Raw genomic sequence first — 16,070 nt, 5'->3', positions numbered from 1 at the left:
AAGGGGGGCGCCGCGCCCCCCTTTGCAATCCCCGCGGCCCCGCGGTGAAATCGGTGCTTCGCACTGCGTTCGCCTCCGAACTCCAGCCTGCGGCACGGCGAAACTCGACCTCCTGTCTCGGTTCGCCTCAGTCCGCCATCCCTGGCGGCCTGACCTTGTCTTCCTTTCTCCGGCTCACCAATTTCAAGCGGGGACTCATCGGTTTCAGCGGCATTCGCGTTTGTTTTTAACTGAAACGTTACAGCGGCATGGGTGGCATCTGAATCGCCGAAGCGTTGCCTGGAGTCCGGAAGTCATAAGCTGAGGGAAACCGCGTAGCGGCGATTCTGCCGCCCCCTGCGCACTCCTTGCGCCGCTCAGGTTAAAGGATATGTGATGGACAAGGAGCGCTGCCGGCTGGAAAACTAAACGTCCTACCACTTAACTACCCCACAAAAACCTATTGCTCTGTCTTTGAACTGACGTAGTCACGCTACGCCCTGCACCGCAATCCTATCTGCCACCTGTTCGGCCAGCCGCAGTCGTTCCGCCGTCAGCGGCGCATCAATGCGGATTTTTAACTGCCCGACTACGCGTCCTTGAATAGGCTCACAGCTGCTATAAACAAGCCTGCTCCGCCCGCCCAGCACGCCAGCAATATCCCGCAGATTCGGCTCAAGACCATTTGCGCCGTTAAAATGCAGCGTTACCAGTTGCTGCCCTTCGCTCAGCAGTTCCGCATTCTCCGCTCGCCCGTGATGTAACGTGCCCAGCATCCCGTGGGTGACTTCATGCTGAGGATCGCCAAACACCTGCCACACTGCACCCTGCTCAACGATCTGGCCTTTTTCCAGCACCGCCACCTTATCGCACAGCGTGCGGATCACATCCATTTCATGGGTAATCAGGATAATCGTCAGCCCCAGGCGTTGGTTAATCTCTTTAAGCAAGCTCAGCACTGCCAGCGTATTTTCCGGATCAAGCGCGGAAGTGGCTTCATCGCAGAGCAAAATTTCCGGCTGAGTCACCAATGCCCGCGCAATGCCGGTACGCTGTTTTTGTCCCCCAGAAAGCCGGGAAGGCCAGCTATCGCGTAACGACTCCAGCCCCACCAGCCGCAAAATATCATCGACGCGGCGACGGCGCTCGGCGGCGGGAATACCCGCCATCCGTAGCGGCAGCTCCACGTTCTCAGCCACCGTTTTGGTCGCCATCAGATTGAAATGCTGAAATATCATCGCCACCCGGCGGCGCAAATCACGCAGTTGCCCCTTTCCTCCGCCGCCTATTGTCACGCCATTAATCGCGATCTCGCCGCAATCGGCATTCTCCAGACGATTAAACAGGCGCAGCAGGGTCGATTTCCCCGCACCGCTGCGGCCAATAATGCCAAAAATCTCACCGGCCTGAATATCCAGGCTGATGTCCTGCAACGCCTGAACACCATTGGGATACGCTTTACTGATGCCGTTAAGCCGAATGTGAGGATGCTGGGTCATCGATTTTGCTCCTAAAAACCAGGGACAATTTTTCCCTGATAGCGGGTCAGGATAAACTGGCGCACCGCGTCAGAATTCAGCGCCTTTGCCAGCTTCTGAATGCCAGGGTCGTTAATATTGTCCGGGCGCGCCACTAGATATTCGACGTACAGACTTTTGCCTTTTTCCACAATCAGCGCCTTGTCGGTATCAATGCCTGCTTCCAGCGCGTAGTTGGCGAAAATAAACGCCAGATCGACCTGACTCACCGCGCGTGCCAGCATCGCCCCTTCCAGCGGGCGAATCTTGAAGTGATGCGGATTACCGGTAATGTCCTTTTCCGCCGACTGCGGATCTTGCGGGTTCTTCAGCGTAATCAGCCCGGCTTCGGCTAGCAGCACCAACGCGCGCCCGGTATTCACCGGATCGTTGGGGATCGCAATCGTCGCGCCATCCGGAAGATCTTTGATGCTTTTATATTTGGTCGAATAGGCACCAAATGGCTCAATGTGCACGCCCACGACCGGCACCAGATTGGTGTGTCGCGTCTTGTTATAATCATCAAGGAACGGGCGATATTGATAGTAGTTAGCATCAAGATTCTTCTCCGCCAGCTGCTGGTTAGGCTGGATAAAGTCGTTAAAGACCTTAACCTTGAGATCGACCCCCTCTTTCGCCAGCACCGGTTTCACAAACTCAAGAATTTCGGCATGGGGAACCGGCGTCGCGCCCACCACCAGCGTTTCATTGGCAACGGCGGAAAGAGAAAACAGCGCCAGCAGCCCGGCAATCACAGTTTTTTTCATCGTTTTATCCTGTTGATATTCTTATTTACGGCTCATTCGGCGCACCAGACGGTCGCCGCTCATTTGTAAAACCTGCACCAGCGCAATCAGCAGCACCACCGTGACCGCCATGACATCAGTCTGGAAGCGTTGATAGCCAAAACGGATGGCCAGGTCCCCTAACCCACCGCCGCCAATCACCCCGGCCATCGAGGTGTAGTCCACCAGCACAATGGCCGTCACCGTTACCGCCGCAATCAGCCCGGAACGCGACTCCGGCAGCAGGGTGTACCAGATAAGCTGCCAGGTACTGCCACCCATGGCCCAGCTGGCCTCAACCAGTCCGTGATCCACCTCGCGCAGCGAGGTTTCAACCAGACGGGCAAAAAACGGCGCACAGCCCGCCACCAGCGGCGGAATGGTGCCCTGCACGCCTAAAGACGTACCGGTAATCAGGGTGGTCACCGGGATCATCACAATCAGCAGGATGATGAATGGCAGAGAGCGCATCACGTTAACCAGCAGCGAAAGTACCCGGTGCAGCAGCGGCGCATGCAGCAGACGCGGCTGCCCCGTCAGGTACAGAATCACTCCCAGCGGTAGCCCAATGAGCACCGTAAACCCCAGCGCCCAACCCAGCATGGTGACGGTATCCACCCCGGCCTCCGCCACGTCGCCCCAGTCAATTCCGGCAAGAAATGCGAGCATCATCTTTCCTTAATTCCAGTCGTGACGCGCAGGACGTTTGCCGTTCAGTACCCAGTTGCCGAGCAGGTGGTATTTCCAGCGTACTGGATCATGCAGCGTATGGACGCGGCCATTACGCCAGTGGCGGTCAAAGTTGTAGCGCGGATGCGTTGAGCGAGTGCCGCCCAATTCAAACAGCCGTGTCGATGCCTCCAGAGCGGCTTCGGTGGTAAAGATTTTGGCGCGCGCCACGGCGACAGAAGCCAGCGCCACCGTCTCTTCGCTGAGATCATGCTTGTAGCGGTCCAACACTTTACCCGCCTGCTCCAGCAGCGCATCGGCGGCGGCCAGTTTGCTGTCGAGCGCGCCAATCTGATAAATGGTCAGCGGATCATCGCCTGCCCGTTCCACGCCGGCATCAATCCACGGGCGGGCAAACTGATTCACAAAGCTGACCGTGTCATTGAGGGCCGCGCGGGCAATCCCGGCGTCGATAGCCGCGGTGGTGAGCTGCGCAAACGGTCCGGCGAGCGTCGGGGTGTCATACGATTTCCAGCTGGGGATCAAGTTGAACGCCTCAACCGGCAAATTCTCCACCAGCACCGTGCCGCTGGAGGTGGTGCGCTGCCCTATGCAGGCCCAATCGTTGACCACCGTCAGCCCCGGAGAATGACGGGGGACAAACGCGAGCTGGGCGCGCCCATCCTCATCCAGCGCCAGCACACCCAGCCAGTGGGCATACAGCGAACCGGTGCAATAGCCTTTACGGCCATTGATTCGCAGGCCATCGGCGGTTTTGGTTAGCCGGGTTTGAATATCCTGCACCGTCTTGCCGCCGGTCTCCGACAGCGCGTTGGCAAAGCGATGACCGGCCAGCGCCAGTTCAAAGAAAAACTGCTGCTGTTCCGCACTGCCCTGCAAACGAATATCTTCCAGCAGGCAGTAGTGGTTTTGCGGGATTTGCCCCAGCGCCGGGTCCGCAGCCGAGATAATGGCAATCACCGCCGCGAGGGTTGCCGCCGACACTTCTGCCCCACCAAACTGGCGAGGTACGGTAATCCCCCACAGACCACTATTGGAGTAGGTGTTGACCACTTCCGGCGGTACGGTACCGCTCAGGTCGCGTTCAGAAGCGCCGGTCTGCAGAAACGCGGCAATCTCATGGGCAATACTGATGGCCTCCTCATCGCTGGTAATGCGGTGGGCATGAGGCGCGTGTTGTGTGTAATCTGGAGCGTCCTGGTTTACTGGCATAGCATCGTCTCTTTTCACGTTATCCGTACAATCAATTGCAGGTATCCATCTGATATTTATTCATATCTATTTATGGAATGAATTATCACTTCTTTAACCCATTAGGTTATATGTGTTGATAGCAAGGTTTATGCCAGCTTTATGCGTGTTATTTTTCAATACGTTAGGGTTAATGAGGAGCGACGGCCAGTATGAAATACAACAACTGAGGCAGCAGGCTGTTGCATTTACAACAGCCAGAAACAACAAAGCCCGGTTTCCCGGGCTTTGCAGAGGTGATAACGCTTAGTAATAGGCATTCAGCGTGCGTTGGCAGAGCGCCGAGCGTACGCAGTCGTCTTTGGTAAAACGCACAATCCCTATCATCTCATCTTCTTCAAAGCGGGCCATCGCATCGCTTAGGCCAGACTGAACGCCGCGCGGTAAATCACACTGGGTGATATCGCCGTTGACGATGACCGTGACGTTCTCCCCGAGGCGGGTTAAAAACATCTTCATTTGCGACGCGGTGACATTCTGCGCCTCATCAAGAATGACCACTGCATTTTCAAAGGTACGTCCGCGCATATAGGCGAACGGCGCGATCTCTACCTTACCGATTTCAGGGCGTAGGCAATATTGCATAAAGGAGGAGCCCAGGCGTTTCACCAGCACGTCATAGACGGGACGGAAATACGGGGCGAATTTCTCCGAAATGTCTCCGGGCAGGAATCCCAGGTCTTCATCAGCCTGAAGAACGGGACGCGTAACGATGATTTTATTAACATCCTTGTGTATCAACGCCTCCGCAGCTTTCGCTGCGCTGATCCAGGTTTTGCCACAGCCCGCTTCGCCTGTCGCGAAGATCAGCTGCTTACTTTCGATAGCATTCAGATAATGGGCCTGAGCTTCATTACGCGGAGTAATTGGCGAGTGGTCGCGGCTGTCCCGCGCCATGCCTATCGCTTCCACGCCACTCATCTGCACAAGCGAGGTGACCGATTCTTCTTCACGTTGTTTGTGGCTGCGTGAATCACGTCTCAGCACACGTTTTGCTTCGCGATGAGCTTTGATCACTGCTTTCTGTCTTCCCATGGATAGCACCTTGAGTTGTTGGTTTACATCACACGCGCTAAGAGCAGCACGATTATGCGCACGAACGTCTGAGGTTTGGCTTCCTTGTAAGCCATAGCAACTGCCTGCCGAAATGATGCCAATGCACGGCTACGCGCACCAGACATGGCATCGTTTACTACAAGTTGAATTCTGCATGGGGGAAAAATTGGGGTGACGAAATCGCTGCCGGAGATGGGGCCTCCGCGCTGGATGGTGCGGGTTGAGGTACTGCTTAGTCCAATCAAGGACGCTACCATTCGCGATCTCCATAGTGAAACTACATCACTGTCGGGAACTACCGCTCTACTTATTATTTACACCATAGAGCGCAAATTATGCAACATAAAATTTACATAAATATAACGATAGTTCGTAGAGATAGCATCTGACACTTATGTGGCAGTTTTATGTCAATACGGGGAGAAATGAAAAAAAAGTGCTGATTTCTGGCGATATTCTTAAGTGTTGGCAATTCCCGGCGGCGCAGCGCCGCCGGGAACATACTCACGCTTCCAACAGCGTGCTACCCAAATAGGCCTTTTCAGACGCCGCGCCTGGCAGCACGAAGAAATACCCGCCGCCAATCGGCTTCACGTACTCCTCCAGCGCTTCACCATTGAGCCGTTTCTGCACCGTCAGGAAGCCTTTTTCAAGGTCATGCTGATAGCAAACGAACAGCAGCCCCATGTCGAGCTGACCGGAGTTGGTCACGCCAAGCGAATAGCTGTAGCCACGGCGCATCATCAGGCTGGACTCGGTCTCTTTGGTGCGCGGGTTAGCCAGACGAATATGGCTATCCAATGCAATCACGTCCCCTTCCGGGTCGCGACTGTAGTCCGGCACATCGTGCTCAAGCTTCATCCCCAGCGGCGCACCGCTGTGCTTATCGCGACCAAAAATGGTCTGCTGCTCTTTAAGCGGGGTGCGATCCCAGAACTCGACGTGGAACTGAATAATGCGTACCGCCTGGTACGAGCCGCCCAGCGCCCACGCTGGTTCACCCTGCTCGCCGGTGACCCACACCACCTCGTCCATCAACGTTTTGTTACTGCCGTCGGGGTTAGCGGTGCCGTCTTTAAAGCCCAGCAGGTTGATCGGCGTCTCTTTGCCCTTGCTGCGCGCCGCGTGGTCGGAGATAAACCCTTCCCGTTTCCAGCGCACGCTGAGTAAATCCGGCGTGTGCTTGATGATATCGCGCAGGGCGTGAATCACCGTATCCTGGGTATTGGCGCAAATCTGCAGCATCAGATCGCCGTGACACAGGGCGGCATCCAATGAATCGTTGGGAAAACGCGTCATTTTTTGCAGCTTTTTCGGTGCCTTATCGGCAAGTCCAAAGCGCGTATCAAACAGCGAATGACCGACGGAGAGCGTCATGGTCAGGTTATCCGGCGCGATATAGGCCCCGAGAATACCGGAATCCATCGGTGGCAGGCGCGGATTGGGCGTATCCGGCGCCGGGCCTCCGGTGGTCAGAAACGCAATGCGCGCGGTCAACAAGCGAAACAGACGTTCCAGTTCGGCCTTATCCCCCGCCAGCACGTCAAACGCCACCAGCATCATTGATGCCTGCTGGGGCGTGAGCACGCCGGCCTGATGGACGCCGTAAAATGGCTGCGTTTCCATCCGGCTGTTGGCGGTTGCGGCAGGCGCATCGCTGCTCTTTGCCGCATGCGCCATCGGGCACCCGCCGGAAATCGCCAGCGCGCCTCCCAGCGCGCCGATCCCTTTTAATAACCGACGACGCGAAGGTTCATTCAGGTCGTCAATATGCTGCTTTGCCATGGTGCTTAGTCCAGACCCAGGATCCCACGCAGCTGCGCCAGATCTTCCGCCAGTGTGGTGATCGGCCCTTTCAGCGCATTGCGGTCAGCGTCGGTCAGTTTGTCGTAGGTTTCATACCCGTCTTTGGTGCGGTATTTCGCCAGAATCGCGTCAACTTTCTTGAAGTTGGTATCGACTTTCGCCAGCAGCGCGCTGTTTTCTTTTTGCAGCTGTGGACGCAGCAGGTCAACAATCTTCTGCGCGCCATCGATGTTGGCCTGGAAGTCCCACAGGTCGGTGTGGCTGTAGCGGTCTTCTTCACCGCTGATTTTGCTCGCCGCCACTTCTTCAATCAGGCCAGCCGCGCCGCCCACCACTTTTGATGGTGGGAACGCCAGCTCGCTGATGCGTTTTTGCAGCTCCAGCACATCGGTATTGAGCTGGTCAGCATAGTGCTCCATGCCTTTGACGCTGTTGTCGCCAAACAGCGCTTTTTCCAGACGGTGGAAACCGGTGAATTTCGGATCCGCCGCTTTCTGCTCGTAGTCGTCTTCACGGGCGTCGATGCTGCCGTCAAGGTCAGAGAACAGTTCCGCAATCGGTTCAATACGCTCGTAGTGTTGACGGGTTGGCGCGTACAGCGATTTGGCTTTCTCGATATCGCCGGCTTTTACCGCGTCGGTAAAGGCTTTGGTGCCTTTTACCAGTTCGGCGGTTTCGGCGGTCACGTAGGCTTTATAGGCAGTAATGGCAGTGCCGAGATCCAGCAGCGCATTGGCTTTTGCCGCATCTTCGGTGGCTTTGCCTTTAACAATCAGCTTGCCTTTCGGGTTGGTCAGCAGGCCGCAGGTCATGTCGTATTCACCCGGCTGCAGGTTAGCGGTCATCTTCTGGGTGAAGCCCGGCGCGATGTTTTCACGCTCTTCCACCACCATCACCCCTTTGAGGATCTCCCACTCCAGCGCTTTCTGGCTGTGGTTCTGGATAATGAACTGCGTTTTACCGGCGTTAACGGTGATGGACATCGGTTCACACTGTTTGTCGTTTACCGTTACTTTAACCTGCGGAATATCGGCAGCCTGTGCCATAAACGCGGTCGAGAAGAGTGCGGCAATGCCCGTCTGCAACGCGCTGCGGCGGAAGTTTTTGGTCATGTTCCATCCCTTTCAATAAAGTTTGTAGTCACTAAGCAACCGTTATCAGCCTTATGGGGCGATACGTGATGTTGATGTCGTTGCCCGCGGTGGCCAGAAGAACAGCACCAGCGCAGGAATCAGATACAGGAAATAGACCGCCACTTCGCTGACGCTCGGCGCTTCCTGATAACCAAAGATGCCTTCCAGCAGCGTGCCGAAAAGCGAATGCGTCGTCAGGGTGCCGCTCAGGTCGAAGGCGACATCCTGGAAAGCGTTCCACAGCCCGGCTTCGTGGAAGGCGCGAATTGCCCCCGCCGCCAGACCTGCCGCCACCAGCAGAATAAACAGGCTAGTCCAGCGGAAGAAGACGCCGAGGTTTAAGCGGATACCGCCCCAGTACAGCAAGAAGCCCAGCACGATGGCCGTGGCAAGGCCAAGAATCGCCCCCAGCGGCGGCCAGATACCGAGATCCTGCTGGAATGCCGCCAGCAGGAAAAATACCGACTCCAGCCCTTCACGCGCCACGGCGAAAAAGACCATCATTATCAGCGCCCAGCCGTGGTTATTGCCCTTTTGCAGCGCGTTATCCACTGCCTGCTCCAGCTGCTGTTTGACGTTGCGGGAGACCTTACGCATCCAGAACACCATCCACGTGAGGATAACCACGGCGATAACCGCCACCAGGCCTTCAAACAGCTCCTGCTCTTTTTGCGGGAATTCGCCGGTGGTTTCGTTAATGAAGATGCCCAGACCCAAGCACAGCGCGGCGGCGAGGATCACGCCAATCCACATAACGCCAATCCAGCGACCGCGTTGAGTGCGTTTCAAATAGCTGGCAATCAGGCTGACAATCAGCGCCGCTTCCAGCCCTTCTCGCAACATAATGAGAAAAGGAACAAACATGCAGACATCCTTAAATGTGAAACGCCGTCAACTTTTGCAAAGACAGGTAAATGTGAGTGATAGTGATTATCATTAAGCCAAAAAGAAACACAAGTGAAATGTGTGGGAAATAATGACGAGATGTAAAAGGATAGCGAATAAATAGTTGCGATGATTATCAATATCAGGCTATTACGCCGAGCCTAAAAAAGCCCGCACTCAGCGTAATGCTGGTCAGTTAGGCACCCCATTCCGTTCAGATTTGCAGCCGGTTGCGCTCCTTGTTTATCTCATGCCCTATAACCTGAATGGCGCAGGGAGCGCGGGGGGGGGGGGGCCACCCCCCCCCCCCCCCNNCCCTCAGCTTATGCCTTCCGGCTTTCGGGTCGGGCGCGAGGTAACATCCCTGTAAAGCCGCGCCCTCAGCCCACATCCCTGTGGGCTGCCCCGGCCTCCAGGCAACGCCTCGGCGATTCAGACGCCACCCATGCCGCTGTAGTCTTTTCGCTAAAAGCAAAAATCGAAGTCGCTGGAACCGATGAGTCCCCGCTTGAAATCGGTGAGCCGGAGAATGGAAGACAAGGTCAGACCGCCAGGGATGGCGGACTGAGGCGAACCGAGACAGGAGGTCGAGTTTCGCCGTGCCGCAGGCTGGAGTTCGCAGGCGAACGTAGTGCGAAGCACCGATTTCGCTGCGGGGCCGCGGGGATTGCAAAGGGGGGCGCGGCGCCCCCCTTAGCCCGTTCACGGGTGCAGGTGTTTCATCTTCTGCAAACATAAAGTGAACGGAATTTTGTACTTAACTAACCAGCATTACGCCCTCAGCGGGCTTGAGCTTATTCTTCCTGTAAACGCGACGGCGGTGCCGAGTGATAATGCGCATCCGCTTTAGCAAAACGCTCCTGCATACTGGCCGATGGCGCCTTGCCCAGCAGGCTGAACACCACAATCCCGATGCTGCCGAAGATAAAGCCCGGGATGATTTCATACAGTCCCAGCCAGGCGAACTGTTTCCAGATAATCACGGTCAGTGCACCGATAATCATCCCCGCCAGCGCCCCGTTGCGGGTCATACGTGACCACATCACCGAGAACAGCACCACCGGTCCAAACGCCGCACCGAAGCCAGCCCATGCGTAGCTTACCAGGCCCAGCACGCGGTTTTCTGGGTTTGCCGCCAGCGCAATGGAGACCAGCGCCACCACCAGCACCATAAAGCGCCCTACCCACACCAGCTCTTTCTGGCTGGCGTTTTTACGCAGAAACGCTTTGTACAGATCTTCGGTAATCGCGCTTGAGCACACCAGCAGCTGGCAGCTTAAGGTCGACATCACCGCCGCCAGAATCGCGGACAGCAGGATACCGGCAATCCATGGGTTAAACAGAATCTGCGCCAGCTCGATAAACACGCGCTCGGCGTTCTGACTCACCGGGCCTGCAACCGCTGGGTTGTTCTGGAAATAGGCAATCCCGAAGAAGCCTACCGCCACCGCACCGGCGAGGCAGAGGATCATCCAGGTCATGCTGATGCGGCGCGCGTGGACGATGCTGTGGTGGGAATCTGCCGCCATAAAGCGTGCCAGGATATGCGGCTGACCGAAGTAGCCCAGACCCCAGCCCATCAGGGAAATAATGGCGACGAAGTTCAGCCCTTTAAGCATATCGATATTTTCGATGCTCTTTTGCTTAATGACTTCCAGCGAATCCCCCATGCCGCCGACGGCAAAAATAACCATAACCGGCGTCAGGATCAGCGCGAAAATCATCAGGCTGGCCTGCACGGTGTCGGTCCAGCTTACCGCGAGGAAACCGCCGATAAAGGTGTACAGAATGGTCGCGGCGGCACCGGCCCACAGCGCCGTTTCGTAGCTCATGCCGAAGGTGCTTTCAAACAGACGCGCCCCCGCTACGATGCCGGACGCGCAGTAAATGGTGAAGAACAGCAAAATAACCAGCGCCGAGATAATACGCAGCACGCGGCTATTATCTTCAAAGCGGCCGGTAAAATAGTCCGGCAGCGTTAAGGCGTTATTGTTGGCTTCGGTGTGCACGCGCAGACGCCCGGCTACCAATTTCCAGTTGATCCACGCGCCAGCGGTCAGACCGATGGCAATCCAGCTTTCTGAAATACCGGCGATGAAAATCGCTCCCGGCAAACCCATCAGCAGCCAGCCGCTCATATCAGAAGCACCAGCAGACAGCGCGGTCACGAAGGGCCCTAAACTACGGCCGCCAAGAATATAATCATCAAAGTTTTTGGTGTTACGCCAGGCGAAAAAGCCAATGAGGATCATGCCAAAAATATAAACAAGAAAGGTCACCAACATCGGTGTGCTAATAGTCATTACAGTCTCCAGAATTTGAACCTATCCCGATAGGCTCTTATTTATCGGCAATATCCCAGTTTGCCGTTTTTATCATTGCCGGAACGGGGCAATAATTTGAGGCGACCGTATCCTGACGGAAGCTGAATTTTTTCACAAATGATTTAACACTGCATTTACATCGAATGCATCACTGCGATCAGAGCATTTTTCTATAGGTTGCACTCTCTCACGCTTTTTCTGGTTGCACCACGAATAAGTGTTAAGTAGCGCATAAAATAACGCTTTCCGGAGAGCGTACAGACGCACTTATCATAAGTTTTGCCATTAACATTCAATTCATTTTTAACCCTGCAACGGGGGTCACATTTAACACGGTTGCACAAAGTTGCAACATGATAGATATTCCTGTTACGCAATTAATAAGATAACCAAGCAACAGGAGTAGATGGCATGGGCACCACCACCATGGGTGTTAAGCTGGATGACGCAACCCGTGAGCGCATTAAGAGCGCGGCGACACGAATTGACCGCACCCCTCACTGGCTCATCAAGCAGGCAATTTTTAATTATCTGGAAAAGTTAGAAAACAACGAAACCCTGCCGGAACTGCCTGCTCTGCTCTCCGGTGCAGCCAATGAGAGCGACGAAGCCGCCCCTGCGGCCGAAGAAAATCATCAGCCGTTCCTCGAATTCGCCGAACAGATCCTGCCGCAATCCGTCACCCGCGCCGCGATAACAGCAGCCTGGCGTCGTAGCGAAACCGACGCCGTACCGATGATGATGGAACAGGCACGCCTGCCGCAGCCGATTGCTGAACAGGCGCACCAGCTGGCCTGGACGCTGGCCGAAAAACTGCGTAACCAGAAAACCGCCAGCGGCCGTGCCGGGATGGTGCAGAGCCTGCTGCAAGAGTTCTCCCTCTCCTCACAGGAAGGCGTGGCGCTGATGTGCCTGGCGGAAGCGCTGCTGCGTATTCCGGACAAAGCCACCCGCGATGCGTTAATCCGCGACAAAATCAGCAACGGTAACTGGCAGTCGCACATTGGCCGCAGCCCGTCGCTGTTCGTCAATGCCGCCACCTGGGGCCTGCTGTTTACCGGCAAACTGGTCTCCACCCACAATGAAACCAGCTTGTCGCGTTCACTGAACCGGATTATCGGTAAGAGCGGTGAGCCGCTGGTACGCAAAGGCGTGGACATGGCGATGCGCCTGATGGGCGAACAGTTCGTCACTGGCGAAACCATCGCCGAAGCGCTGGCCAACGCCCGTAAGCTCGAAGATAAAGGCTTCCGCTACTCCTACGACATGCTGGGCGAAGCCGCGCTGACCGCCGCCGATGCTCAGGCCTATATGGTCTCTTATCAGCAGGCGATTCACGCCATTGGTAAAGCATCTAACGGTCGCGGCATCTATGAAGGCCCGGGGATCTCTATCAAACTGTCTGCCCTGCATCCGCGCTACAGCCGCGCGCAGTATGACCGGGTGATGGAAGAGTTGTACCCGCGCCTGAAGTCGCTGACCCTGCTGGCGCGCCAGTACGATATCGGCATTAACATTGACGCCGAAGAGGCTGATCGTCTGGAGATCTCCCTCGATCTGCTGGAAAAACTGTGCTTTGAGCCGGAGTTGGCGGGCTGGAACGGTATCGGCTTTGTTATTCAGGCCTACCAGAAACGCTGCCCGTTCGTCATTGATTATCTGATTGATCTTGCCACCCGCAGCCGTCGCCGCCTGATGATCCGTCTGGTGAAAGGCGCGTACTGGGATAGCGAAATTAAACGTGCGCAGATGGACGGCCTTGAAGGCTACCCGGTCTATACCCGTAAGGTGTACACCGACGTCTCCTACCTGGCCTGTGCCAAAAAGCTGCTGGGCGTGCCAAGCCTTATCTACCCGCAGTTCGCCACCCATAACGCCCATACGCTGGCGGCGATTTATCAGTTGGCGGGGCAAAACTACTACCCGGGTCAGTACGAGTTCCAGTGCCTGCACGGCATGGGTGAACCGCTGTATGAGCAGGTGGTTGGTAAAGTGGCCGATGGCAAACTGAATCGTCCGTGCCGTATCTATGCGCCGGTCGGCACTCACGAAACCCTGCTGGCTTATCTGGTGCGTCGTCTGCTGGAAAACGGTGCCAACACCTCGTTCGTTAACCGTATCGCCGACAGCAGCCTGCCGCTGGACGAACTGGTTGCTGACCCGGTTCTGGCGGTTGAAAAAATGGCCCTGCAGGAAGGTGCTGCCGGTCTGCCACACCCGAAAATTCCGCTACCGCGCGATCTGTACGGCAGCGGCCGCGTGAACTCCGCCGGTCTGGATCTGGCCAACGAACACCGCCTGGCCTCGCTCTCTTCTTCGCTGCTCAACAGCGCACTGCAGAAATGGTCCGCGAAACCGATGCTTGAGCATCCGGTCGCCGACGGCAATATGGACGCGGTGATTAATCCGGCAGAGCCGAAAGATGTCGTCGGCTATGTGCGTGAAGCCACACAAAGCGAAGTAGAACAGGCGCTGGAAAGCGCGGTCAACAACGCGCCAATCTGGTTTGCAACGCCGCCGCAGGAACGCGCCGCGATCCTCGAACGCGCTGCGATTCTGATGGAAGATCAGATGCAACCGCTCATGGGGATTCTGGTGCGTGAAGCCGGGAAAACCTTCAGCAACGCCATCGCCGAAGTCCGCGAAGCCGTTGATTTCCTGCACTACTATGCAGGTCAGGTCCGCGATGATTTTGATAACGAAACCCACCGTCCGCTGGGCCCGGTCGTGTGTATCAGCCCGTGGAACTTCCCGCTGGCGATCTTTATGGGCCAGATTGCCGCCGCTCTCGCCGCTGGCAACAGCGTGCTGGCAAAACCGGCCGAGCAGACACCGCTTATCGCCGCGCAGGGTATCGCGCTGCTGCAGGAAGCCGGCGTACCGCCGGGCGTGGTACAGCTGCTGCCGGGCCGCGGTGAAACCGTCGGTGCGCAGTTGACCGCCGATAACCGCGTTCGCGGCGTGATGTTCACCGGTTCAACCGATGTCGCCACCCTGCTCCAGCGTAATATCGCCACCCGTCTCGATGCGCAGGGCCGCCCAACGCCGCTTATCGCCGAAACCGGTGGGATGAACGCCATGATCGTTGACTCCTCGGCGCTCACCGAGCAGGTGGTGGTAGATGTGGTGGCTTCCGCCTTCGATAGCGCCGGACAGCGCTGCTCGGCGCTGCGCGTTCTGTGTCTGCAGGATGACATTGCCGATCACACGCTGACCATGCTGCGCGGCGCGATGGCCGAATGCCGGATGGGCAACCCGGGCCGTCTGACGACCGACATCGGGCCGGTTATCGACGCCGAAGCCAAAGCCGGTATTGAGAATCACATCCAGGCGATGCGCGCCAAAGGCCGTAAGGTCTTCCAGGCCGCGCGTGAAAACGCCGACGATAGCCGCGAATGGCAGAGTGGTACCTTTATTCCGCCAACGCTGATCGAGCTGGAAAGCTTCGACGAGCTGAAAAAAGAGGTCTTCGGCCCGGTACTGCACGTGGTGCGCTACAGCCGTAACCAGCTCGATGCGCTGATCGGCCAGATCAATGACTCCGGCTATGGCCTGACGCTGGGTGTACATACCCGTATCGACGAAACCATCGCCCATGTAACCGGTAGCGCTAAAGTGGGCAACCTGTACGTGAACCGCAATATGGTCGGTGCCGTGGTTGGCGTGCAGCCGTTCGGTGGCGAAGGTCTCTCTGGTACCGGCCCGAAAGCCGGCGGCCCGATGTACCTGTACCGTCTGCTGGCAAGCCGCCCGGAAACGGCGCTGGCGACCACCCTGGCGCGTCAGGACGCCGGTCAGGTTGTTGATACTCAGCTGAAAACGCTGCTGGAGAAACCGCTGACCGAGCTGCAGGGCTGGCTGGCAAACCGTCCGGAACTGCTCGCACTCAGCAAGCAATACAGCGAACTGGCGCAGGCTGGTACCCAGCGCGTGCTGCCGGGGCCAACCGGCGAGCGCAACACCTGGACGCTGGTACCGCGTGAGCGCGTGCTGTGCGTTGCCGATAACGAGATGGATCTGCTGACGCAGCTGGCTGGCGTGCTGGCGGTGGGCAGTGAAGTGCTGTGGACCGATGCACCATTGCAGCGTGAGCTGGCGAAATCACTGCCAAAAGCGGTGACCGAGCGTCTGCATTTTGCCAAGCCTGACGCCTTGATGAACGCCTTCTTCGATGCGGTTATCTACCATGGCGACTCCGATCAGCTTCGCGAACTGTGTGAACTGGTAGCCGCGCGCGATGGCGCTATCGTGTCGGTGCAGGGCTTTGCGCGCGGGGAAACTAACCTGCTGCTTGAGCGTCTGTATCACGAGCGTTCGCTGAGTGTGAATACCGCGGCGGCAGGCGGTAACGCCAGTCTGATGACTATTGGTTAAGTTAGGCCGCTAACAGACCGGCATTTGCATAATGTTGGGTAGTTCAGCGGGATTACATTCAACTTTGTCGCCGTTTGCGCTCCTTGTTTATCTCATGCCCTATAACCTGAGTGGCGCAAGGAGCGCGCAAGGGGCGGCCAATCGCCGCCGCCCCCTGCACCCCCAGGCTCTGGCGGCAGAATCGCCGCTTCGCGGTTCCCTCAGCTTATGCCTTCCGGCTTCCGGGTCGGGCGCGGGGTAACATCCCTGTAAAACCGCGCCCGCACCCCC

11 protein-coding genes are annotated in these 16,070 nt (G+C 56.9%); 2 read left to right on the top strand and 9 right to left on the bottom strand.

What is annotated here, in order from left to right:
• A partial coding sequence (locus LZ634_RS15480) for a hypothetical protein (protein WP_234506883.1) occupies positions 1-230 on the top strand: 230 nt, incomplete at its 5' end.
• A 237-nt stretch (positions 231-467) separates the two neighbouring features.
• Here LZ634_RS15480 and LZ634_RS15475 read toward each other — a convergent pair.
• The 9 genes from LZ634_RS15475 to putP form a co-directional block, all read right to left on the bottom strand.
• Positions 468-1,478, bottom strand: coding sequence for a methionine ABC transporter ATP-binding protein (locus LZ634_RS15475; protein ID WP_234506881.1), 1,011 nt, complete (start codon positions 1,476-1,478; stop codon positions 468-470).
• Positions 1,479-1,489: 11 nt separating this feature from the next.
• A complete protein-coding gene (locus LZ634_RS15470; RefSeq protein WP_234506879.1) occupies positions 1,490-2,263 on the bottom strand; it encodes a MetQ/NlpA family ABC transporter substrate-binding protein in 774 nt (257 codons plus the stop codon).
• 21 nt (positions 2,264-2,284) lie between these two features.
• Positions 2,285-2,950 carry a methionine ABC transporter permease gene (locus LZ634_RS15465; protein WP_234506885.1) on the bottom strand — a complete coding sequence of 222 codons (666 nt, stop codon included), beginning with the start codon at positions 2,948-2,950 and terminating at the stop codon, positions 2,285-2,287.
• A gap of 9 nt (positions 2,951-2,959) precedes the next feature.
• Entirely contained in the window at positions 2,960-4,183 is a 1,224-nt protein-coding gene (locus LZ634_RS15460; protein WP_234506877.1) for an SfnB family sulfur acquisition oxidoreductase, read from the bottom strand.
• A gap of 285 nt (positions 4,184-4,468) precedes the next feature.
• Positions 4,469-5,257: a phosphate starvation-inducible protein PhoH gene (phoH, locus tag LZ634_RS15455; RefSeq protein WP_234506875.1), complete on the bottom strand. Its 789-nt coding sequence runs from the start codon at positions 5,255-5,257 to the stop codon at positions 4,469-4,471.
• 525 nt (positions 5,258-5,782) lie between these two features.
• Complete coding sequence (gene efeB, locus LZ634_RS15450) at positions 5,783-7,063, bottom strand: iron uptake transporter deferrochelatase/peroxidase subunit (RefSeq protein WP_234506873.1); 1,281 nt, start codon at positions 7,061-7,063, stop codon at positions 5,783-5,785.
• Between the two features lie 5 nt (positions 7,064-7,068).
• Positions 7,069-8,196, bottom strand: a complete 1,128-nt coding sequence (efeO, locus tag LZ634_RS15445; protein ID WP_234506871.1) for an iron uptake system protein EfeO — start codon at positions 8,194-8,196, stop codon at positions 7,069-7,071.
• Positions 8,197-8,247: 51 nt separating this feature from the next.
• Positions 8,248-9,081 carry an iron uptake transporter permease EfeU gene (gene efeU, locus LZ634_RS15440; RefSeq protein WP_052285605.1) on the bottom strand — a complete coding sequence of 278 codons (834 nt, stop codon included), beginning with the start codon at positions 9,079-9,081 and terminating at the stop codon, positions 8,248-8,250.
• An 815-nt stretch (positions 9,082-9,896) separates the two neighbouring features.
• The gene (gene putP / locus LZ634_RS15435; protein WP_234506869.1) at positions 9,897-11,405 is read right to left on the bottom strand and encodes a sodium/proline symporter PutP; all 1,509 of its coding nucleotides are present in this window, start codon (positions 11,403-11,405) and stop codon (positions 9,897-9,899) included.
• 432 nt (positions 11,406-11,837) lie between these two features.
• On the opposite strand from putP, the gene putA reads away from it, so the two are divergent.
• Positions 11,838-15,800: a trifunctional transcriptional regulator/proline dehydrogenase/L-glutamate gamma-semialdehyde dehydrogenase gene (gene putA, locus LZ634_RS15430; RefSeq protein WP_234506867.1), complete on the top strand. Its 3,963-nt coding sequence runs from the start codon at positions 11,838-11,840 to the stop codon at positions 15,798-15,800.
• Positions 15,801-16,070: the final 270 nt, after the last annotated feature.

It is taken from the genome of Kluyvera intermedia, assembly GCF_021440345.1.
Classification (GTDB): domain Bacteria; phylum Pseudomonadota; class Gammaproteobacteria; order Enterobacterales; family Enterobacteriaceae; genus Kluyvera; species Kluyvera intermedia_A.
Note: the sequence above shows the minus strand (reverse complement) of the source record. Positions and strands in the feature narration are given on the sequence as shown.

Coding starts and splice junctions, on each gene's coding strand:
- LZ634_RS15475 (WP_234506881.1), bottom strand. CDS start 1,478: ATGACCCAGCATCCTCACATTCGGCTTAACGGCATCAGTAAAGCGTAT.
- LZ634_RS15470 (WP_234506879.1), bottom strand. CDS start 2,263: ATGAAAAAAACTGTGATTGCCGGGCTGCTGGCGCTGTTTTCTCTTTCC.
- LZ634_RS15465 (WP_234506885.1), bottom strand. CDS start 2,950: ATGCTCGCATTTCTTGCCGGAATTGACTGGGGCGACGTGGCGGAGGCC.
- LZ634_RS15460 (WP_234506877.1), bottom strand. CDS start 4,183: ATGCCAGTAAACCAGGACGCTCCAGATTACACACAACACGCGCCTCAT.
- phoH (WP_234506875.1), bottom strand. CDS start 5,257: ATGGGAAGACAGAAAGCAGTGATCAAAGCTCATCGCGAAGCAAAACGT.
- efeB (WP_234506873.1), bottom strand. CDS start 7,063: ATGGCAAAGCAGCATATTGACGACCTGAATGAACCTTCGCGTCGTCGG.
- efeO (WP_234506871.1), bottom strand. CDS start 8,196: ATGACCAAAAACTTCCGCCGCAGCGCGTTGCAGACGGGCATTGCCGCA.
- efeU (WP_052285605.1), bottom strand. CDS start 9,081: ATGTTTGTTCCTTTTCTCATTATGTTGCGAGAAGGGCTGGAAGCGGCG.
- putP (WP_234506869.1), bottom strand. CDS start 11,405: ATGACTATTAGCACACCGATGTTGGTGACCTTTCTTGTTTATATTTTT.
- putA (WP_234506867.1), top strand. CDS start 11,838: ATGGGCACCACCACCATGGGTGTTAAGCTGGATGACGCAACCCGTGAG.